18 protein-coding genes are annotated in these 18,906 nt (G+C 71.4%); 10 read left to right on the top strand and 8 right to left on the bottom strand.

Annotated elements, in window-relative coordinates; all coding sequences use genetic code 11:
* Nucleotides 1-16: 16 nt before the first annotated feature.
* From V2J18_RS22515 to V2J18_RS22545, 7 genes are all read right to left on the bottom strand, one after another.
* Nucleotides 17-829 (bottom strand): aminoglycoside phosphotransferase family protein, encoded by an 813-nt coding sequence (locus tag V2J18_RS22515; protein WP_064747376.1) that lies wholly within the window; start codon nucleotides 827-829, stop codon nucleotides 17-19.
* A gap of 248 nt (nucleotides 830-1,077) precedes the next feature.
* Entirely contained in the window at nucleotides 1,078-1,356 is a 279-nt protein-coding gene (locus V2J18_RS22520) for a hypothetical protein (protein ID WP_064747377.1), read from the bottom strand.
* 254 nt (nucleotides 1,357-1,610) lie between these two features.
* Complete coding sequence (locus V2J18_RS22525; protein WP_064747378.1) at nucleotides 1,611-1,994, bottom strand: HU family DNA-binding protein; 384 nt, start codon at nucleotides 1,992-1,994, stop codon at nucleotides 1,611-1,613.
* A gap of 390 nt (nucleotides 1,995-2,384) precedes the next feature.
* Nucleotides 2,385-3,473 carry a cell division protein ZapE gene (gene zapE, locus V2J18_RS22530; protein ID WP_064747379.1) on the bottom strand — a complete coding sequence of 363 codons (1,089 nt, stop codon included), beginning with the start codon at nucleotides 3,471-3,473 and terminating at the stop codon, nucleotides 2,385-2,387.
* A 108-nt stretch (nucleotides 3,474-3,581) separates the two neighbouring features.
* On the bottom strand, nucleotides 3,582-4,274 hold the full coding sequence (locus V2J18_RS22535; RefSeq protein WP_064747380.1) for an alpha/beta hydrolase: 693 nt from the start codon (nucleotides 4,272-4,274) through the stop codon (nucleotides 3,582-3,584).
* A 135-nt stretch (nucleotides 4,275-4,409) separates the two neighbouring features.
* A complete protein-coding gene (locus V2J18_RS22540) occupies nucleotides 4,410-6,197 on the bottom strand; it encodes an ExeM/NucH family extracellular endonuclease (protein ID WP_336132971.1) in 1,788 nt (595 codons plus the stop codon).
* 189 nt (nucleotides 6,198-6,386) lie between these two features.
* Nucleotides 6,387-6,902, bottom strand: a complete 516-nt coding sequence (locus V2J18_RS22545) for a c-type cytochrome (RefSeq protein ID WP_336132972.1) — start codon at nucleotides 6,900-6,902, stop codon at nucleotides 6,387-6,389.
* A gap of 433 nt (nucleotides 6,903-7,335) precedes the next feature.
* On the opposite strand from V2J18_RS22545, the gene V2J18_RS22550 reads away from it, so the two are divergent.
* From V2J18_RS22550 to pabB, 10 genes are all read left to right on the top strand, one after another.
* The gene (locus V2J18_RS22550) at nucleotides 7,336-7,752 is read left to right on the top strand and encodes a YjfI family protein (RefSeq protein WP_064747383.1); all 417 of its coding nucleotides are present in this window, start codon (nucleotides 7,336-7,338) and stop codon (nucleotides 7,750-7,752) included.
* Complete coding sequence (locus tag V2J18_RS22555) at nucleotides 7,749-8,513, top strand: PspA/IM30 family protein (protein ID WP_336132973.1); 765 nt, start codon at nucleotides 7,749-7,751, stop codon at nucleotides 8,511-8,513. Before V2J18_RS22550 ends, V2J18_RS22555 begins: the two co-directional genes overlap by 4 nt.
* A gap of 444 nt (nucleotides 8,514-8,957) precedes the next feature.
* On the top strand, nucleotides 8,958-10,007 hold the full coding sequence (locus tag V2J18_RS22560; RefSeq protein ID WP_336132974.1) for a potassium channel family protein: 1,050 nt from the start codon (nucleotides 8,958-8,960) through the stop codon (nucleotides 10,005-10,007).
* Between the two features lie 43 nt (nucleotides 10,008-10,050).
* On the top strand, nucleotides 10,051-10,716 hold the full coding sequence (locus V2J18_RS22565; protein WP_064747386.1) for a DUF2491 family protein: 666 nt from the start codon (nucleotides 10,051-10,053) through the stop codon (nucleotides 10,714-10,716).
* Between the two features lie 37 nt (nucleotides 10,717-10,753).
* Nucleotides 10,754-11,161, top strand: a complete 408-nt coding sequence (locus V2J18_RS22570; protein ID WP_064747387.1) for a DUF350 domain-containing protein — start codon at nucleotides 10,754-10,756, stop codon at nucleotides 11,159-11,161.
* A gap of 8 nt (nucleotides 11,162-11,169) precedes the next feature.
* Nucleotides 11,170-11,781 (top strand): DUF1190 domain-containing protein, encoded by a 612-nt coding sequence (locus V2J18_RS22575; protein WP_336133159.1) that lies wholly within the window; start codon nucleotides 11,170-11,172, stop codon nucleotides 11,779-11,781.
* A gap of 52 nt (nucleotides 11,782-11,833) precedes the next feature.
* Entirely contained in the window at nucleotides 11,834-13,021 is a 1,188-nt protein-coding gene (locus tag V2J18_RS22580) for a glutathionylspermidine synthase family protein (RefSeq protein WP_336132975.1), read from the top strand.
* Nucleotides 13,022-13,243: 222 nt separating this feature from the next.
* A complete protein-coding gene (locus V2J18_RS22585) occupies nucleotides 13,244-14,887 on the top strand; it encodes a M4 family metallopeptidase (protein ID WP_336132977.1) in 1,644 nt (547 codons plus the stop codon).
* A gap of 277 nt (nucleotides 14,888-15,164) precedes the next feature.
* The gene (locus V2J18_RS22590; protein WP_336132979.1) at nucleotides 15,165-15,929 is read left to right on the top strand and encodes a 4'-phosphopantetheinyl transferase family protein; all 765 of its coding nucleotides are present in this window, start codon (nucleotides 15,165-15,167) and stop codon (nucleotides 15,927-15,929) included.
* A 57-nt stretch (nucleotides 15,930-15,986) separates the two neighbouring features.
* Nucleotides 15,987-18,149, top strand: coding sequence for an aminodeoxychorismate synthase component I (gene pabB, locus V2J18_RS22595; protein WP_336132981.1), 2,163 nt, complete (start codon nucleotides 15,987-15,989; stop codon nucleotides 18,147-18,149).
* Here pabB and V2J18_RS22600 read toward each other — a convergent pair.
* Complete coding sequence (locus V2J18_RS22600; protein ID WP_336132983.1) at nucleotides 18,127-18,885, bottom strand: hypothetical protein; 759 nt, start codon at nucleotides 18,883-18,885, stop codon at nucleotides 18,127-18,129. The two genes, pabB and V2J18_RS22600, sit on opposite strands and share 23 nt — an antisense overlap.
* Nucleotides 18,886-18,906: the final 21 nt, after the last annotated feature.

Genomic DNA, 18,906 nt, shown 5'->3' on the forward strand with positions numbered 1-18,906 from the left:
CAACGGCCGTGCCGGTTCAACCCCGATCCAACTCCGCCAACGCCAGCTCGATCGCTGCGAATTCCTTGTCGGCCTCGTCCTCGTCGCTGAGGAACCAGGCCGCCGACAACGCCTGGAAGGCGGCGATCCACTGCAGCAGGCGCCGCCGCTCCAGGCCGGCGCGCTCGACCACGATGCCCACGCGCCGTTCGAAACGGCCCGGCGCCAACGCGGTTTCTTGGTCGGGATCGGTGAACAACACCGCGTACTCGAAGCCGCGCTCGCCGATCACCCGCTTGGGGTCGATGGCGATCCAGCCGCGTTCGGGGCCGGCGTCGAGCACGTTCTCGTGATGCAGGTCGGCGTGCAGGGGCACGACTTCGCGCGGCTCGGCGAGCAGGCCCTGGGCGATGTCCCAGCCGCGCGCGAGCAGGCCGCCATGGCTGCGGGCGTAGGTTTCCAGATCGGCGAACCAGGGGCGCAGCGGCACCAGGTCCTGCGGCACCGGCGTCGTGCGCGGCGCATGCAGGCGCGCGGCGGTGTCGCACAGGATCGCGGTGGCTTCGTCGTCGCGGCCGTCGCGCGCCATCTGCGCCAGCGAACGCGGGCCGCAGGCGCGTTCCAGCAGCAAGGCGTCGGCGTCGCTGGCCAGCACCCGCGCGGCGCCGTCGCCGTTCCACCACTGCATCAGCAGGCGGCCGTGGCGTTCCTCGGTTTCGCGCGCGAGCTTGAGCATCGCCGGCGCGCCGGCGTGGCGGACCGGCAGCAGATCGCTGCTGTGGGTGCGGATCGGACTGCCGTCGGGAGTCAGGTTCCAGTCGGCGAGGTGGCGGTCGAAGGGCGAAGTCATGGGCGCGCAGGCGAGAGGCGATGATGCCGATATCGGGACCGCCCCGGAGTTGCGCAAGCGCCGGCGGCATGGCCGCGACGCGTTTCGTGCCGCGCATCGCATCCATCCGCCATGGCGGCTGCGTCGGACCATGCCGGCTTGGACGGCGGTGGGGGGACGGACTCGCGCGACCGCCTGCGGGGTATCGGAGCGGACGCCGCGGCCTCGGTGTTGCGACGGCGTTGCGGCGACGGCCGATCGCGCGGCGCTCAGTCGCTCGAGGCGTCCGCCTGTGCGGCTGCCGCCGCTTCGCGTTCCTGCAACACCAGCGCCGCTTCGGCGTCGGCGGCGACGCGATGGCGCAGCGATTTGCAGCGTTCCACGCCAGCGTCGGTGAGACGCAGACCGTCGTCGTCGCCGGCTTCGACCAGGGCGGCTTCGATCAGGCGTTCGCGCAGGGCGAGCGAATGCGCTCCCGGCGCGTGCCCGGCATCGATGCGCTGGAGCACGTCCAACAGGGCCAGTTCTTCGAGACTGATCGGGTCCATGCGGCGCTCCTGTGCGACGGCGCGATTGCGCGCACTATGCCACGGCGGTCGAAGTGTGCTGAATGAGTTCGTATTCAGCGAAGGAGGCGTCAGCCGCGGGGATCGATGGCGCCGCAACCTCGTTGCGAGGGCGGCGGCGATACAAAAAGGAACCTCGCCCCGGCGCGGCGGCGGCACCGCAAAAGGAACGCCGCCCGAAGGCGGCGTTCCGGCAAAGCGGGCGATGCGACGCGCGGTGCGCCGCATCAGCGACCTCAGGCCGCGGCGTCCTTCAGCTTCTTCAGCGGACGGACCTTGACCTTCACCGTGGCCGGCTTGGCGGCGAACCACTGCTCTTCCTTGGTGAACGGGTTGATGCCCTTGCGCTTCGGCTTGGCCGGAACGTTGACGGCGGTGATCTTCAGAAGGCCCGGCAGGGTGAACGCACCGGCGCCCTTCTTGTTGATCGAGGCATGCACCGCGCCCTCGAGCGCGCCGAGCACCGCGCGGATGTCCTTGGCGACCACGCCGGTGGCTTCCGCCAGGTGCGCGACCAGACCCGACTTGCTCAGCACTTCCTTGATCGGCTTCGGAGCGGCCGGCTTGGCGGCGGCCTTCGGCGCGGCCTTCTTCTTTGCAGCGGTTTTCTTGGTAGCCATAGTTTCTTCCGGTAGTACTCGTTGGATGGATGGGTTGCCTGGATAACCCCTCGGCAAGGCGGAATGTAGGGCATGCCCGACGCGCCGCCAAGAGTTTTCGAGCAAAAATTAGCTGTTTTTCAGTGCCGCCTCGGCGTGGGTCGGTTCCGACGCGGGCAAAACCCCCGTCCGGCGAGGCGTTTTGCGACCGCGTGCGCAGCGGCCGCAGGCCACGCAAGAAGCGGAAAAACCCGGACTTCGCGCATTCCTGCGGCGGCGCAGCGACGGTTTGCGCGCATGCGGCGCGCGGCGTCGTCGCGCGCCGCGGCGCCGGTACGGGCGTTCAGTCGCGGTGCGGGCGGGCACGCTCGGCACACATGCCGCGGGACGGCGCGGCGCGGTTTCGCCGGCTCAGCCGCGATGTTCCAGCGCGAGGTACTCGGCCGACTGCATTTCGATCAGGCGCGAGGCGGTGCGTTCGAACGCGCCGGCCAGGCGTTGGCCGCGGTACAGCGCGGTCGGGAGCTCGGCGGCCGTGCACACCAGATTCACATGGCGGTCGTAGAACTCGTCGATCAGATTGATGAAACGCCGCGCCGGGTCGTCGTTGAGGCCGTCGAACAGCGGGATGCCGCCGACCAGCACGGTGTGGTACTCGGTCGCGATCTCGATGTAATCGCTGGCCGCGCGCGGGCCCTCGCACAGGGCGGCGAAGTCGAACCAGCCGTGGCCGTCGGCCAGCGCGCGCACCGGGATATCGCGGCCGTCGATGCGCAGCGGGCCGGTTTCGGCGATGCAGGCGGCGGTCAGCTCCTTCCAGCGCCCGCTCAGCCACAGGTCGGAATCGGCGTCCAGCGGCGCCCGGTACACCGGCGAGCGGGTCAGCGCGCGCAACCGGTAGTCCTGCGCGCTGTCCAGCAGCAGCACTTCGCAGTGGGCCTGGAGCTGCGCGATCGCCGGCTTGAAGCGGTCGCGCTGCAGGCCGTCGGCATAGAGGTTGGGCGGCGCGGTGTTGGAGGTGGTCACCAGGGTCACGCCCTCGGCGAACAGGCGTTCCATCAGCCGGCCGAGCAGCATCGCGTCGCCGATGTCGATGACGAAGAACTCGTCCAGCACCAGCACCCGCAGGTTCTCGCGCCATTGCCGGGCGATCCGCGCCAGGGGGTCGCTCTCGCCGGCGTGTTCGCGCAGCTGGGCGTGGATTTCGCGCATGAAGCGGTGGAAATGGGTGCGGCGCTTCTCGGCGATCGGCAACTGCTCGTAGAACAGGTCGATCAGGAAGGTCTTGCCGCGACCGACGCCGCCCCACAGGTACAGGCCGCGCACGCCTTCGCGCGGCTTGCCGCGCAGGCGGTCGAACAGGCCCTGGCGCGGCGGTGCCTGCAGGGCGGCATGGATGCGGTCGAGTTCGCGCAACGCCGGGCGCTGCGCCGGGTCGTCGCTCCAGTCGCCGCGGGCGACGCCGGCGGCATAGGCTTGTGAAGGGGACAGAGCGGTCATGCGCAGTAGGGCTCGTCGGGCCGGCTCATGCCGCCGCGGCGTCGGCGGACGCGGCGCAGGCGCGGCGCGTCCCGCAGGGCCGGTCGGGGAACATGGGCCGCGTTCCGGTCAGTTCGGGGCCGGCGCGGAAGCGCCGGGAAGTTCCGGCGGCAGGTGCGGGCGCACGCCGTTCTTGATCGCGCCGCGCAGGTCGATCAGGCGGCGATGGAAGAAATGCCCGGTGTCGGGCATGCGCACCAACTCGGGCGGCTGGCGCAGGCCGTCGATCCAGGCGTATACGGCCTGCGGATCGACGATCTCGTCGGCCTCGCCCTGGATTACCAGCCATGGATAGCCGCTGGGCGGAGCGATGCGGTCGAAATCCCAGCGCCCGGCCGGCGGCGCGATCGAGATCAGCAGCTTGGGCTGCAGCTCGTCGGCCATGCGCAGCGAGACATAGGCGCCGAAGCTGAAACCGGCCAGCCACAGTTGCGCGTCGGGCCGGGTCGCGCGGACCCAGGCGGCGACCGCACGCAGGTCGTCGCCTTCGCCTTCGCCCTGGTCGAACTCGCCTTCCGAGCCGCCGACGCCGCGGAAGTTGAAGCGCACCGTGGCCGCGCCCGACTCGCGCAAGGCGCGCGCGGTCATGGTCACGACCTTGTTGTGCATGGTGCCGCCTTCGGTCGGCAGCGGATGGCAGACGATGGCGACGATCGGCCGCGGCGCGGATTCGGCCGCTTCGACGATCAGCTCGAGCGCGCCGGCGGGGCCGGGCAGGGTCAGCGTCGCGGCTGCGTCGCCGGGGAAGGCGGGAAGGTTCATGGGGCGCATGATACGGGCCGCCGTCGGCGAGGTGTTACGCCGCTGTGTAGTCCGCGCCGCGCATCGCACGCGCGGCGGTCTGCGGGCAGACCGGGCACAGCCGTGTGCGGCCGGCCCTCTCGTCGCGGCCGGCGCTCAGTGCGCCTGCAGATCGAAGCCGAGCAGCAGCGGGTCGTGATCGGAGCTGCGCCACGGACCGCCGCCGCCGTCGCGGTAGCCGGCCTCTTCGGGTTCGTCGGCGTTGACGTGCCATTCGGCCGCGCCGCGCAGGCGCGGCGCCAGCGCCGGCGACAGCAGCGCATGGTCGAGCCGGCCGAGTTCGCCGCGGTACACATAGCTGTAAGGCGCCTGGACGCCGGCGACCGCGAACGCGTCGCGCCAGCCGGCCGCGTACAGCGTGCGCAGCGGCGCTTCCTGCGCATGCGCGTTGAGGTCGCCGACGATCAGGTTCATGGCGCTGCCGCTGGTGGTGGGGTCGCGCCGCAGCCAGGCGTCCAGCCGGCGCGCGGCGTCGACCCGCGAGGCGTTCCAGCACGAAGCGCCGTCGCCCTGGTCGCGGTCGGCGCCTTCGGCCTTGCCGCAGCCCTTGGACTTGAAGTGATTGGCGGCGACCACGAAGGCCGGGCCGCGCGCGCCGCCGGGGCCCAGGGCCTGGAACGCCTGCGCCATCGGCACCCGCGCCAGCGGGCCGAACGGGTCTTGCTGCAAGACCGCGGCGACGCCCTGCGCGGCCACCCGCTGGCTGCGGTAGATCAGGCCGACCCGGATCGGGTTGTCGCCCGGGCCGCGTTGCGATTGCGCGCAGGGCTGCTTGCATGGCGCCGCGAAGCGCCAGTCCTGGGCGCCGCCGACCACGGCGTCGGCGCGGTCGAGCGCCGAGACCAAGGCGGCGAGGGTGGACTCGGGGCCATAGCCGTCGTTCTCCAGTTCCATCAGCGCGGCGACGTCGGGGTTCAAGGCGTGGATGGTCGCGACCAGCTTGTCCAACTGGGCCTGGTACTCGGCCGGAGTGCGCGCGCCGCGCAGGGTCGGGAAACCGCCGCCGCGGCCGTCGCCGTTGAACAGGTTCTCCAGGTTGAACGCGGCGATGCGCAGATCGCCGGCGACCTGCGGCGGCGCCGGGCGCGGCGCCGCGTGCAGCGTCGGCGCGGCATCCGGCTGCAGCACGTAGCCGTCTTCGCCCGGCACGACCACGCCTTCGACGCTGTCCAGCCGGCTGCCGCTGCGCGCGACGAAGGCGGTCGCGCCGAGCGCGGCTTCGCCGCCGCTCAGCGACAGGCGCCGGCGGGCGTTATCGGCGGCGATCGCGCGCGCCGCCTCGCTGCCGGGTTCGGCGCGCTCGGTCGGCTGCCACAGCGGACCGTCGAACGACACCAGCAGGCGACCGCGCTTGCGGTCGCGTTCGGCCAGGGTCAGCGGAGCGGCGATGCGTACGCGCATGCCTTCCAGCCGGCTCCATTGCGGCGGCTGCGCCACCGCGACCGGCATCAGTCGCCCCAACGCCTTGCCGGCGCGCGCCGGCAAGGCCTCGCTGCGCTGCGCGTCGAGCGCGGTCAGCGACGAACCGCGGCCGTGCGGCGCTTCGTAGACCCGGCCGTGCACGCGCACGGCGTGACCGAGCGCCAGCGAAGCCGCGGCCGGTCCGGTGATCCAGATCGCGTCGGAGGTGGCTTCCTCGCCGTCGCCGGCATCCTGCAGCAGCCAGCCGGGCGCGCCGTCGGCGCCGCGCAGGGAGGCGGTGATGCGGCCTTCGACCGTCGCTTCGCGCCCGACCCAGGCGCTGGCGGCTTCGCGGCCCTGGACCGTGCCGACCGCGACCGCGTCCGGGCTCCGCGGCGGGCCGGGCGTGCGCGTGGGCGCACCGGCGCAAGCGGCGAGCAGCAGGCAGGGGGCAAGGGCGCAGACGGAACCAAAACGCGGCATGGCGGAACTCGGGTCGGGCCAGGACAACCGGCATTATCGGCAGCGCCGCGGCCGCGCGTCGCGTGCCGGCGGCGGCGCAGCGGTCGCGTCCGGGCGGCTCGCCTCGCAGCCGGGGTTCGAGAACGCCGCCCGCATAAAGCGAAACGCCGCCCGGAGGCGGCGTTCGGCTGGACGCGATCGGCGGCCGGCTTACTTGATGTTGGACAGCATCCAGTCGACCGTGGCCGCGACCTGTTCGTTGGTCAGGGCCGGGTTGCCGCCCTTCGGCGGCATCACCCCGGCGCTGCCGGTGAAGCCTTCGATGGCGTGCTTGTGCAAGGTGTCCTTGCCCTTGGCGATGCGCGCGCCCCAGTGCGCGCTGTCCAGGGTCGGGGCGCCGCCGGCGCCGGACTTGTGGCAGCCCGCGCACAGGCTGTCGTAGATCACCTGGCCGTCGAGCGTGCCGCCGTAGGCGACCTGCGAGGCGGCCTTGGCCGCGGCCGCGGCGACCGCCGCCTGCTGCGCGGCGGCGCCGGTCGAGCCGGCGTAGACCGCGCCGACCGGACCGATGCGGTTCTCGGTGCGCTGCGCCGCGCGCGGATCGATTTCCGCCGGCAACTGCTTGTGGACGAAGTAGGCGGCGATCATCAGGCCGAGGGTGACCAGCATCAGGAAGCCGATCACCATCGAGAATTTCTTCAGGAATTCTAGGTCGTAATTGCGCACGATCCACCTATTGCGTGCGACCGCGAGGGCGCACCTGAGCCATCGACGTGGCCGTACCGGGGATCGGCGCGGCCGCTGCGGACCCGCCCCATGACGAACCCGCCGAGCGCTGCCTTGCGGGCAGAGATCGCGGGCCGGGAATGCCGGTCGGGTAGTTCCGCCGGACAGTTTAGCCCAATCGCGGCGGCCTGCGACCGGGCGCCGCAGGGGCCGCAAAGCCCCGTCGCGACGCGCATCCCACTCGCCGGCGCGGCCGGCGCACGGGACTTGTGCGCCTTGCGTCGGTCATCGCCCGCCCCTATAACCGTTCCCGATCCACGAGCACGGTCACGGACGATGATCGCAGGGCCAGGGTCGGGCCGCCGCCGGCGCCCGCGCCGCCCGCGACCCGGACGCGCGCCGCGCCCGTACGCCACCCCCACAAGGACCCCCTATGTCCCGTTGGACCACGCAAGAACTGTTGACCCGACTGGCCGCCAGCTTCGGCGCCGACAACGTCGAAGAAGTGCCGACCGCCGATTCGGCGATCCAGGTCACCCTGCCGGAAGCCGGCGACCTCGGCGTCACCATCGCGCTGACCGACCGCGAGATCTTCGTCTCCACCCCGCTGGTCGAGGCCGCCCAGGTCCGCGACGCGGCCGGCTTCAACGAAGCCTGCCTGCGCCTGAACCCGATCAACCCGCTGTCCAACCTCGGCCTGACCACGATCAACGACCGCGACGTCTATATCGTGTTCGGCGAAATGGCGCCGGACTCGACCGCCGAGCAGGTCGAGCTGGAAATCCGCACCCTGGCCGACAACGCGATCGACGCGGTCGAGGCCCTCAAGTCCTATCTGGTGAGCGCATGAGCCTGCTGCAGAAAATCCTGACCCTGTTCCGCGGCACCGCGCACGAGGCCGGCCAGGCCGTGGTCGACGCCAACGCGCTGAAGATCCTCGACCAGGAGATCCGCGACGCCGGCAACGAGCTGATCCGCTCCAAGGAAGAGTTGACCAAGGTCATGGCCCAGCGCCAGCTGCAGGCCAACCGCAGCAAGGACCGCTTCGCCAAGAAGGCCGAGTACGAGACCTACATCGCCGGGGCCCTGCGCCAGGGCAACGAGCAGCTCGCGCGCGAAGTCGCCGAGCGCCTGGCGACCGTCGAAACCGACCTCAAGAACGACGAGCAGGCCATCGCCAGCTACGACGCCAGCATCAACCAGCTCAAGACCGCGATCACCGCGACCGAGCGCAAGCTGGCCCGGGTCAAGCAGCAGGTCGACACGGTCAAGGCCACCGAGGCGGTGCAGCGGGCCCAGACCGCGGTCGCCGCGCGCCATTCCGGCGCCACCGGCAAGGTCACCACCGCGCTGGACTCGCTGGAGCGCATCCAGCAGCGCCAGGCCGAACGCGGCGCGCGCCTGCAGGCGGCGGCGCAGCTGGAAGCCGAGAGCGGCGACGGCGACCTCAACGCCAAGCTGGCCAACGCCGGCCTGCTGCCGGAATCGACCAGCGTCGACAACATCCTCGAACGCTTCCGCGAGAAGCCGGTGCAGCAGCTGGCCCACGAGCCGCTGTCGCTGCCGGCGATGGAGATCAAGGACGCCGAGCAGGTCGAGCGCAAGAACTGAGACCGCCGCGCGTCGTCCCCGTGCAGGCGGGGGCGGCACGCGGTACGGAGAGGGTTCGCGATCCACGCGCCCCGGCGCTCGCCATTTCTGCCAACGCGGGGCCGGGACTGCGCGGCGGCACGAGTGCGCAGTCTCCGGATTCCAGGCTCTTGCCCGTCGTTCCCGCGCAGGCGGGAATGGCGGGCGGCATCGCGGCAGGGGCTGTGAAGTCTTCGGATCTGCGCCCGCGCGAAGACGGCCGGCCCAAAGGAGACGGCGCGTCCGAGCATTCGTCTCCGCCGCCGCGATAGCTGTAGTCTTCGCCGCAACCGCAACCGCAACCGCAGCCGCAGCCGCGACCGCGACCGCGACCGCAGCCGCGACCGGCCCCGGACCGCGGCCAACCGCTTCCCGCCCCCCCGTTCCGCACCGCCCCACACGGACGTCACCAGGCACCCGCTCAGAATGATCGTCATCGGCAAGCTCTACCGCCTCGTCCGCGGCCACCTGCGTCGGATCAGCTGGGGCGTGGTCGCGACCGCGCTGGTGCTGCACATGGGCCTGACCTGGCTGCTGCTGGCCTGGGCCGGCGAAGCCAAGCTGATCGCAGCCGACGCCTTCCTCTACTACTACATGACCACGGCCAGCACGATCGGCTACGGCGACCTGTCGCCGGGCTCGACCGCCGGCCGCTACGTCGTGGCCTTGTTCGTGATGCCGGGCGCGATCGCCCTGTTCGCCTCGGTGCTGGCCAAGACCAGCGCCAGCCTGCTGCATTTCTGGAAACGCCACCAAATGGGCAAGATGAGTTACGACGACCTGCAAGGCCACACCGTGCTGATCGGCTGGCATGGGCGCGAATCCGAGCGCCTGGTGCGACTGCTGCTGGCCGACACCCACACCGACGACGAGGGCATCGTGCTGCTCGCCGAAGGCCTGACCGAGAACCCGATGCCGGACCAGATCCGCTTCGTCGCGGTCGACTCCTATGCCGACTGCGGCGAGTACACGCGCGCCGCCTTGGCCGGCGCGGCACGGGTGATCGTGCACGCGGCCGACGACGACCGCTCGCTGGCGGCGGTGTTCGCGGTCATGTCGCACCGACCGGCGGCGCACGTGGTCGCGCATTTCGACGCCACTGCCGCGGCCGATCTGGTGCGCAGCCATTACCCGCACATCGAGTGCACGCGCCCGCTGCATGTCGACGTGATCGCGCGCGCAGCGCAGGACGCCGGCAGTTCGCTGGTCGCCGGCGAATGGCTCGGCGCCGGCGGTCCGACCCAGTTCAGCCTGCAGGTGCCGGCCGACGCCGCGCCGGTCCAGGCCGGCAAGCTGGCCGGCGCGTTCCGCGCCCAGGCTGCGTTGTGGGTCGGCTACCGCGACGGCCGCAGCGCGGCGCCGGTGCTCAACCCGCCCGATCATGTCGAGATCGCGCCCGGCACATTGTTGTATTACCTTGCCGACGCCCGCATCGACGGACGCCGCGTGCCCTGGGCCGCGCTGGCGGCCGGCTGAGGCGAGTGCGGCGATACCGGGCCATGCGAGACGAGGGCAGGCGATGAGTTGGTTGAAGGGATTGTTCGGCGGCAACGACAAGGCGCCCGCGAAGCCGGCGCTGCCGTTCGCGCACGAACTGCCGTTGGGGCTGCGGATCAACGGCCGGGTCGCGTTCGACACCATGATGTACCGCGCCCACCCGCAGGCCTGGAGCGCGCAGCTGCCCGAGGGCCACCAGGGGATTCCCTGCTACGGTCACATCGACCTCGGCGGCGGCCATGCGCTGCACCGCTTCTACCTCGACGACGACGCCTACCTGCAGGTCAGCACCGCCAGCGGCCAGATCGAGGGCATCAAGGCCTTCATGTTCCAGGAAACGGTGAACCCGCCCAACCAGGCCGCGTTCCAGCGTTTCATCCACGAACATCCGCACCTGGGCGCGGACCGGATCGAATACGCCGGCCGCACCTGGTACCGCGAGTTCGGCGATGGCGAGGCCGCGGCCAAGGTGCCGGCGGTGGTCTACGACGAGGTCCTGTACCGCCACGACCCGCCCCGCCGCGACGACGACCTGACCCATTACGCCATGCTCTACCGCCGCGAGGTGGCCGAGCCGGAGCGCGAGGAATTCCTGCTGGTCACCGCCGAGGACTACGGCCCCAGCGAATTCGTCGTCACCTACGCGATCGGCCTGGACCTGACCACGGCCGACCTCGACATCACCTGAGCGCCGCGCCGCTCGTTCTTTCGCCTCAAGGATCACCATGGACGCCCCGATCACCGCCCACAGCTTCCTCAACTTCCTCGCCTACGCCGGCACCGGCATCGGCGTGCTGATCGCCGCCGCGGTGGCCGTGCTGCTGATCACCCCGCATCGCGAGCTGAGCCTGATCCGCGAAGGCAACGTCGCCGCCGCGACCGCGTTCTCCGGCACCCTGATCGGCCTGGCGCTGCCGCTGCATTCGGCGATTTCCAACTCGGTCAGCCTGATCGACGCGGCGATCTGGGGCGCGGTGTCGGTGGTGGTGCAACTGCTCGCCTTCCTGCTCGCGCGCCTGGTCCTGCCCAAGCTGTCGCAGCAGATCAGCCTGAACCAGGCCGCCGCCGGCATCTTCTCCGCCGGCGTGTCGATCAGCGTCGGCCTGATCAACGCCGCCGCGATGACCCCGTGAGCGATGCCATGAATCCGACCCAGAGCAAGCGTTCGCGCCAGCTGCGGCTGGTGTTGATGGCGGTGGCCGTGCCGGCCGCGCTGACCGGCTGCGAGGACGAACCCAGCGGCAAGATCCTGACCGCGCGCGAAGAGTGCGCGGTGCAGACCGAAATCTCGGTCGCCGACTGCCAGGCCGCCTACGAGAAGGCGCTGGCCGACCACGCCAAGCTGGCGCCGCGCTTCGAGAGCGAGCGCGAGTGCAACGACCAGTTCGGCGCCTGCCAGCCGGTGCCGCCGCAGTACGCCAACGGCAACCAGAACAGCTTCATGCCGCCGATGGCCGGGTTCCTGATCGGCTACGCCGTCTCGCAGGCGATGAACAGCGGCGGGGGCGGTTATTACTACGGCGTGCGCGGCGTCTCGCCGCTGTACCGCGACTACCGCGGCGGCGGCTACCTGCGCCCCGGCGGCGAATACGTCGGCAAGAGCAGCGGCATGGTCCGCGGCAAGTACGGCGACACCGCCCTGCCGTCCCGCGCGGTGACCGTGTCGCGCGCCGGCTTCGGCTCCAGCGCCGCCGCGCGCGGCGGCTTCGGCGGCAGCCGCAGCAGCGGCAGCTCGCGCGGTTGGGGCGGCTGAGCGCCGCCCCCATCTCGAACCGCATCCGACCGACCACGGACGACCGCACCGAATGAAGCGCATCGCCGCGACCCCGCGCCCGGACTGGCGCGAGCAGGCCCAGTCGCTGGGCTTCCATTTCCACACCATCGACGGCGCGCCGTACTGGGACGAGTCGGCGTACTACGCCTTCAGCCTGCGCCAGATCGAGGACGACATCGAGCAGCCGACCCAGGACCTGCACGACCTGGCGATGGGCCTGGTCGACGAGGTGGTCGGCTCGGAAGAACTGTTGCAACGGCTGGCGATTCCGCCGCAGTACTGGGACTGGATCGCCCAGTCCTGGCAACGCCGCGAGCCGCATCTGTACGGGCGCATGGACCTGGCCTACGACGGCCGCGGCCCGGCCAAGCTGTACGAGCTCAACTACGACACCCCGACCTCGCTGTACGAGGCGGCCTATTTCCAGTGGCTGTGGCTGGAACAGGGCATCGCCGCCGGCACGCTCGGCACCGGCGCCGACCAGTACAACCGCATCCAGGAACTGCTGATCGAAACCTTCGGCAGCCTGGCCCGCGACAAGCGCATCGTCACCCCGGTGCATTTCGCCGCGGTCGAGGGCTCGGCCGAGGACCAGGGCACGGTGCGCTATCTGCGCGATTGCGCCGAGCAGGCCGGCGTCGACACCCTGGAGCTGAGCATCGAAGGCATCGGCCTGAGCGCCGAGGGGTGGTTCACCGACGCCGACGACCGGGTCATCCGCACCCTGTTCAAGCTGTATCCGCTGGAATGGATGTTCGCCGAGGAGTACGGGGCCAAGCTCGCCGGCTCGCAGGTGCAACTGATCGAGCCGGCGTGGAAGGCGATCCTCAGCAACAAGGGCGTATTGCCGCTGCTGTGGGAGCGCCATCGCGGCCATCCCAACCTGCTCGAGGCGCATTTCGAGGACGATGCCGCGGCGCCGTTGCCGGCCGGCTGGGTGCGCAAGCCGCTGTTCTCGCGCGAGGGCGCCAACATCGAGCTAGTCACCGCCGACGGCCAGCGTCTGAGCAGCGACGGCCCCTATCGGGACGGCCCGACCGTCCGCCAGGCGCACCACGCCCTGCCGCGCTTCGACGGCGCCGACGGTGCGCCGAACTACCCGCTGATCGGCAGCTGGGTGGTGGCCGACGTCGCCGCCGGCATGGGCCTGCGCGAGGACGCCGGCCCGATCACCCAGGACAGCTCGCGCTTCCTGCCGCACGCGATCGTCGAAGACTGAGCGCTTCGGCGCGGCATGGGACGGCCGCTTCGCGGCCGTCCATACGCCGGCGCGTGGATTGAGCGAATTCCGCACTGCGGCCCAGTTTGGCCGTGATTGCGCCCGTGAAAGCCCGGGCCGCGATCCCTGGATGTATCGATGATCCCAGAGCGGGCCGGGCGGCCCGCCCGCGTCCGCCTCGCGGACCGGCGCCTCGATTCCAATCTCGGGAGTAAGGAAGCTATGCGACTCGAATCCAAGCCGACCCCCCTCGCGACGGCCCTCGCGATCGCCGCTGCCCTGAGCGTCGCCGGCAGCGCCCAGGCCGCCGACCTCAAGTCCGCCACCGCAGCGCAGGCGCGCGGCCTGATCGGCCAGCACCTGGCGACGCTCCAGGCCGACGCCGGCGACGTTTTCCAGGTGCGCGACACCGTGGTCGACCGCGACGGCACCGGGCACGTGCGCTTCGAGCGCAGCTACCGCGGCCTGCGCGTGATCGGCGGCGACGTCGTCGCCAAGACCCAGCGCGGGCAACTGCGCGCGGCCCAACTGACCCTGCGCAGCGCGCAGCGGCCGTCGCTGGTCGCGCGGATCGGCCGCGAGGCCGCCGCGATCGAGGCCGGCGCGCGCTTCGACGGCAAGCTGGTCCAGGTCCACCGCAACGAACGGGTGATCTACGCGCGCGGCGCGCAGCCGGTGCTGGCGTACGAGGTCACCCTGCAGGGCGAGGACACCCGCAAGCACTCCGGCTTCGTCACTTATTACGTCGACGCCACGAGCGGCAAGGTGCTGGACGCCCAGGACCAGTTGCAGACCGCGGCCGCGGTCGGCACCGGCAAGACCTACTACTACGGCAACCTCAGCATCGCCACCGACCAGAAGAGCGCGACCAGGTTCGACCTGATCGACACCACCCGAGGCAACGGCGCGGTCTACGACGCCAAGGGCGCGGCGATCTCGAACCTGTTCGACATCCTGTTCGCGACCTGGGGCGCGACCCTGTTCACCGACACCGACAACACCTGGGGCAACAACGCGCTCAGCGACCGCGCCACCGTCGCCACCGACGTCCACTACGGCGTCGGCGCCACCTGGGACTATTTCAAGAACGTGCACGGCCGCAACGGCCTGTACAACGACGGCGTCGGCATCAAGAGCTACGCCCACACCAACTTCAAGCGCGCCGACGGCAGCACCACCGGGGTCAACGCCGCGTATTTCGCCCTGACCAAGGTGATGTTCTACGGCGACGGCGACGCCGCGCGCGGCTTCGGCCCGATCGTCGGCATCGACGTCGCCGGCCACGAGATGTCGCACGGGGTCAACGCCGCCACCGCCAACCTGGCCTATTCCGGCGACGCCGGCGGCCTCAACGAGGCCAACTCGGACATCTTCGGCACCCTGGTCGAGTTCTACGCCAACCACCCCAACGACCCGGGCGACTACCGGATCGGCGAAATCATGCGCAGCGGCGGGCTGGCCTTCCGCGACATGTACAACCAGGGCGCCGACGGCAAGTCGTTCAACTGCTACATCCCCGGCGGCTTCGATCCCAGCCAGGGCGCCGGCGGCGCGCACGACCCGCACTACACCTCCGGGGTCGGCAACCGCTTCTTCTATCTGCTCGCCGAAGGCGCGGTGGTGCCGGCCGGCTCCGGCCTGACCCCGGCCCAGCTGGTGTGCAACGGCGACACCGCGATCGCCGGCATCGGCCGCGATAAGGCCGGCAAGATCTGGTATCGCGCGCTGACCACCAAGTTCACCTCCAGCACCAGCTACCCGCAGGCGCGGGCGGCGACCCTGGCCGCCGCGGCCGAGCTGTACGGCGCCGGTTCGGCCGAACAGACCGCGGTGGCGCGGGCCTGGAGCGCGGCCGCGGTCAACTGAGCCGCGACCCCGCCGAGGATGCGGCGGCCCGCTGCGGCGGGTCGCCGTGCGGCGACGGAAACCTTGCGCGGCGCCGCAAGCGTGCGCGCGGTCGCGGTCCGTAAGCGCGAAACCCGGCGCAGACGCTGCAGCCGGTGTTGCGCTATGCGATCCTGCCGGGCCGATCCGACGCGACCCCCGGCGCGAACGAACCGACCCGCATGAGCCAGCCCTGTCCGCCCGCTTTCCGTTCGCCCTGTCCGCCCGCCGAGCGCCGTCGCGCGATGGGAGGGCGGCGATGAGCGCCGATGCCGCCGCGCTGGAGCCCGCCGTGGACGCGGCCGATCCGCGGTCCGGCGACGACGGTTTCGTGTTCGACGCCGGTGCCTTCGCCTGCGTCGCCGCCGGCCGCGACCTCACCGGTTACGCCTGCCGTTTCCGCAGCGACGGCTACCGCGACGATCTGTTCGCCGCCTATGCGATCGCCTGGCCGTCCCAGCTCGACCGCGCCGTGGTCAAGCGGCGCAGCGACTACCTCGCCGGGCGGATCTGCGCACGGCGCGCGCTGGTTGCGCTCGGCCTGGGCGCGGTCGACGTGCCGATCGGGCCGGACCGCGAGCCGGTGTGGCCGGCCGGGGTGATCGCCTCGATCTCGCACGCCGGCGACCGCGCCGTCTGCCTGGCCAGCGCCGACCCGCAGGTCGTCGGCCTGGGCATCGACATCGAGGGCCGGCTGCCGCCAGGCATGGCCGCCGACATCCGCAACGAGGTCGTCGACGCGGCCGAGTCGGCGGCGATCGAGGCCCATTTCGCCGACCCGGTGCAGGGCCTGGCGACCGTGTTCTCGGCCAAGGAAAGCCTGTTCAAGGCCTTGTTCCCGCAGGTCGGCGAGTTCTTCGGCTTCGAGGCCATGCGCATCGCCGGGCTGCAGCCGGGACGGATCGAGTTCGCCGCTACCCAGACCCTGGCGGCGACGGTGCGCGAGGGCGACCGGTTCGCGGTCGACTATCTGCTCGACGGCGAGGATGTGCGCACCGTGGCCTGCGTGCTGCGCCGCGACTGAGCGTCGGCCGCCGTCCGGTCCCGGCCCGGCGGCGCCGATCTGTACGACAATGGGCGGATGCGTTGCCTGTTGATCGACAACTACGACTCTTTCACCTGGAACCTGGCCGATCTGATCGGCAGGGCGTTCGGCGAAGCCCCGGTCGTGGTGCGCAACGACGAGTACCGCTGGCCCGAACTGCGTGCGCGCGGCTTCGATTGCGCGGTGATCTCGCCCGGCCCCGGCAGCCCGACCCACGAAGCCGATTTCCACGTTTCGGCCCAGGCCATCGCCGAAACCGAACTGCCCCTGCTGGGCGTCTGCCTGGGCTTCCAGGGCATCGCCCACGCCGCCGGCGGCCGCATCGTGCACGCGCCCGAGCCCTTCCATGGCCGCGCCTGCGCCGTGCATCACGACGGCGACGGATTGTTCGCCGGATTGCCCACGCCGTTCCAGGCCATCCGCTACCACTCGCTGATCGCGGCCGCGCCGCTGCCGCCGGCGCTGATCGCCACCGCGCACACCGAAGACGGCCTGATCATGGCCCTGCGCCACCGGCAGCGGCCGCAGTGGGGCGTGCAGTTCCATCCCGAGTCGATCCTGACCGAACACGGTCTGGCGATGATCGGCAACTTCCGCGACCTGGCCGCGCGCGCGCGCGGTCGTGCGTGGAGCGCGCCCGGCGCGCGCTCCACGCACGAAACCGTCGAGTCGCAAGCTGGCGCCACACACGGAACCGCCGAGCCGCAGGCGCGCGCCGCGCCCGAGCCCGCCGCGCAACTGCGCTGGCGCGCGCTGGCGCCGGGGCTGGATCCGCAGTCGGTGTTCGGCGCACTGTACGCCGCGCGCCCGCATGCGTTCTGGCTCGACAGCCAGAGCGCCGACGAAGCCGCCGAGCATTCGTTCATGGGCGCAGCCGAGGCCGGCGAGGTCTACGCCTACCGCGTGGCCGACGACGACGCGGCCGGCAGCGCCGGCCAGGCCTGGCTGGCGCGGCTGGACGAGGAGCTCGAACGCACCCGCGTCGACGGCGCGCAAACTTTGCCGTTCGCGTTCTGCGGCGGCTTCGTCGGCTATTTCGGCTACGAGATGCAGGCATTGTTCGGCGGCGAGCGCCGCGCCGGCACCGCAGCGCCCGACGCCCTGTGGATGCGGGTGCGCCGCTTCGTCGCCTTCGACCACGCCGGCGGCGCCGCCTGGGCGGTGGCGGTCGCCGACGCCGGCGAAGATCCGGCCGACGCCGAGGCCTGGCTGGACGCGACCGCGCGCGCGGCGGAAGCCACGCGCGGTACGGCCGTCGCCGAGTCTGCCGCCGCCACGACGACGCAGTTGGACGTCGCAATGGACCTCGGCCGGGACGACTACCTGGCGGCGATCGGCGAGTGCCGTGCCGCCATCGTCGACGGCGAGTCGTACCAGGTCTGCCTGACCAATCACTTCCGCTTCGCCGCCGCGTTCGATCCCTATGCCCTGTACCGGCGCATGCGCCGCGGCAATGCCGCGCCGTTCGGCGCCTTCCTGCGCAGCGGCGCGTACAGCGTGCTGAGCACCTCGCCGGAGCGCTTCCTGCGCGTCGACCGCGAGGGCCGGATCCAGACCAAGCCGATCAAGGGCACGATCCGCCGCGCCGCCGACCCGCAGCGCGACGCCGAGTACGCGCGCAAGCTGGCCGACTCGCCCAAGGACCGGGCCGAGAACCTGATGATCGTCGACCTGATGCGCAACGATCTCAACCGGGTGGCGCAGCCCGGCTCGGTCGAAGTGCCCAAGCTGCGCGTGGTCGAGAGCTATCGCACCGTGCACCAACTGGTCAGCACGGTCGAAGCGCAACTGCGCCCGGACCGCAGCCTGATCGACCTGGTGCGCGCGACCTTCCCGGGCGGCTCGATCAGCGGCGCGCCCAAATTGCGCACCCTGCAGATCATCGACCGGCTCGAACGCAGCCCGCGCGGGGTGTACTGCGGTTCGATCGGCTACCTGGGCTATCACCGCGTCGCCGACCTCAATATCGGCATCCGTACCCTGTCCTACGACGGCCGCGAGGCCGCGTTCGGCGCCGGCGGCGCGATCACCTACCTGTCCGACGCGCAGGCCGAGTTCGACGAGGTCTTGCTCAAGGCCGAGGCGGTGCTGCGGCCGGTGTGGGACTTCCTCGCCGACGGCGCCGCCTACCGGGCCCGTCTGCGCGGCGATCGCCTGTCGCTGAGCGCAGCGCCGCTCAGCGACGCAGCGCCAGACTGAGCGCGACCGCCTGCACGGCGCGACCGCCCGGACCCGTGTCCGGCGGGCCGCGCATCGCCCGTCGCGCCAATCGCGATTGGTCCCACTTCAGTGCCGCGATGTAGTCCTCGTAAGCCTTCATCCGCGCCTGCCAGTAATCCAGCTCCATCGCGCTGCGGACCAGGAAGCGCTGCGCCTCGTTGTCGTTGGCGGCGAGATCGCCGGGGCTGTCGCGCACGCCGGCGCGTTGCAGTTCGATGTCCTGGAATTGCCGGCCGCGTTCGATCAAGGTCTTGAGCATGCGCACCGACTCGTTGTAGCGCGCGTTCTCGGCCAGCACCAGGCGCTGGCAGATCGCCAGCTGCTGGCGCGCGATCGGTCCGTTCAAGTCGGGAGCGGCCTGGCGCAGCACGCTCGGCAGGCGTTCGCGCACTTCGCCGCTGCGGCTCGGGCACAAATCCTCCAGGCCGTAGTCGTCCGGACGCGCGGCGAAGTCGTCGCGCATCTGCGCCGGAGCGAAATTCAGCCGGCGCAGGCCGATCAGTTGCTGGCGGAAATGCGCGACGGTTTCGCGCCAGCGCTGCGCCTGTTTGCCGAACTCGATCGCGTCCTTGCCGGTTTGCTGGATCTGGGCGCTGAGGTTGCCGGGGTCGCTGACCAGCATCTGCGCCGTCGCGGTGTGAGCGCACGACGCCGCGGACGCGACGAGCAGCAGGCGAGCAAGGCGGCGGCGAATGGGGCTTGCGGAAGCAGGCATGGCGATTCCTTTCGATGCGCA

This window comes from Lysobacter firmicutimachus (assembly GCF_037027445.1).
Lineage (GTDB): Bacteria > Pseudomonadota > Gammaproteobacteria > Xanthomonadales > Xanthomonadaceae > Lysobacter > Lysobacter firmicutimachus.

Coding starts and splice junctions, on each gene's coding strand:
- V2J18_RS22555 (WP_336132973.1), top strand. CDS start 7,749: ATGAGCCTGCTGCAGAAAATCCTGACCCTGTTCCGCGGCACCGCGCAC.
- pabB (WP_336132981.1), top strand. CDS start 15,987: ATGCGTTGCCTGTTGATCGACAACTACGACTCTTTCACCTGGAACCTG.
- V2J18_RS22570 (WP_064747387.1), top strand. CDS start 10,754: ATGGACGCCCCGATCACCGCCCACAGCTTCCTCAACTTCCTCGCCTAC.
- V2J18_RS22590 (WP_336132979.1), top strand. CDS start 15,165: ATGAGCGCCGATGCCGCCGCGCTGGAGCCCGCCGTGGACGCGGCCGAT.
- V2J18_RS22540 (WP_336132971.1), bottom strand. CDS start 6,197: ATGCCGCGTTTTGGTTCCGTCTGCGCCCTTGCCCCCTGCCTGCTGCTC.
- V2J18_RS22525 (WP_064747378.1), bottom strand. CDS start 1,994: ATGGCTACCAAGAAAACCGCTGCAAAGAAGAAGGCCGCGCCGAAGGCC.
- V2J18_RS22560 (WP_336132974.1), top strand. CDS start 8,958: ATGATCGTCATCGGCAAGCTCTACCGCCTCGTCCGCGGCCACCTGCGT.
- V2J18_RS22565 (WP_064747386.1), top strand. CDS start 10,051: ATGAGTTGGTTGAAGGGATTGTTCGGCGGCAACGACAAGGCGCCCGCG.
- V2J18_RS22600 (WP_336132983.1), bottom strand. CDS start 18,885: ATGCCTGCTTCCGCAAGCCCCATTCGCCGCCGCCTTGCTCGCCTGCTG.
- zapE (WP_064747379.1), bottom strand. CDS start 3,473: ATGACCGCTCTGTCCCCTTCACAAGCCTATGCCGCCGGCGTCGCCCGC.
- V2J18_RS22520 (WP_064747377.1), bottom strand. CDS start 1,356: ATGGACCCGATCAGTCTCGAAGAACTGGCCCTGTTGGACGTGCTCCAG.
- V2J18_RS22585 (WP_336132977.1), top strand. CDS start 13,244: ATGCGACTCGAATCCAAGCCGACCCCCCTCGCGACGGCCCTCGCGATC.
- V2J18_RS22550 (WP_064747383.1), top strand. CDS start 7,336: ATGTCCCGTTGGACCACGCAAGAACTGTTGACCCGACTGGCCGCCAGC.
- V2J18_RS22535 (WP_064747380.1), bottom strand. CDS start 4,274: ATGAACCTTCCCGCCTTCCCCGGCGACGCAGCCGCGACGCTGACCCTG.
- V2J18_RS22580 (WP_336132975.1), top strand. CDS start 11,834: ATGAAGCGCATCGCCGCGACCCCGCGCCCGGACTGGCGCGAGCAGGCC.
- V2J18_RS22575 (WP_336133159.1), top strand. CDS start 11,170: ATGAATCCGACCCAGAGCAAGCGTTCGCGCCAGCTGCGGCTGGTGTTG.
- V2J18_RS22515 (WP_064747376.1), bottom strand. CDS start 829: ATGACTTCGCCCTTCGACCGCCACCTCGCCGACTGGAACCTGACTCCC.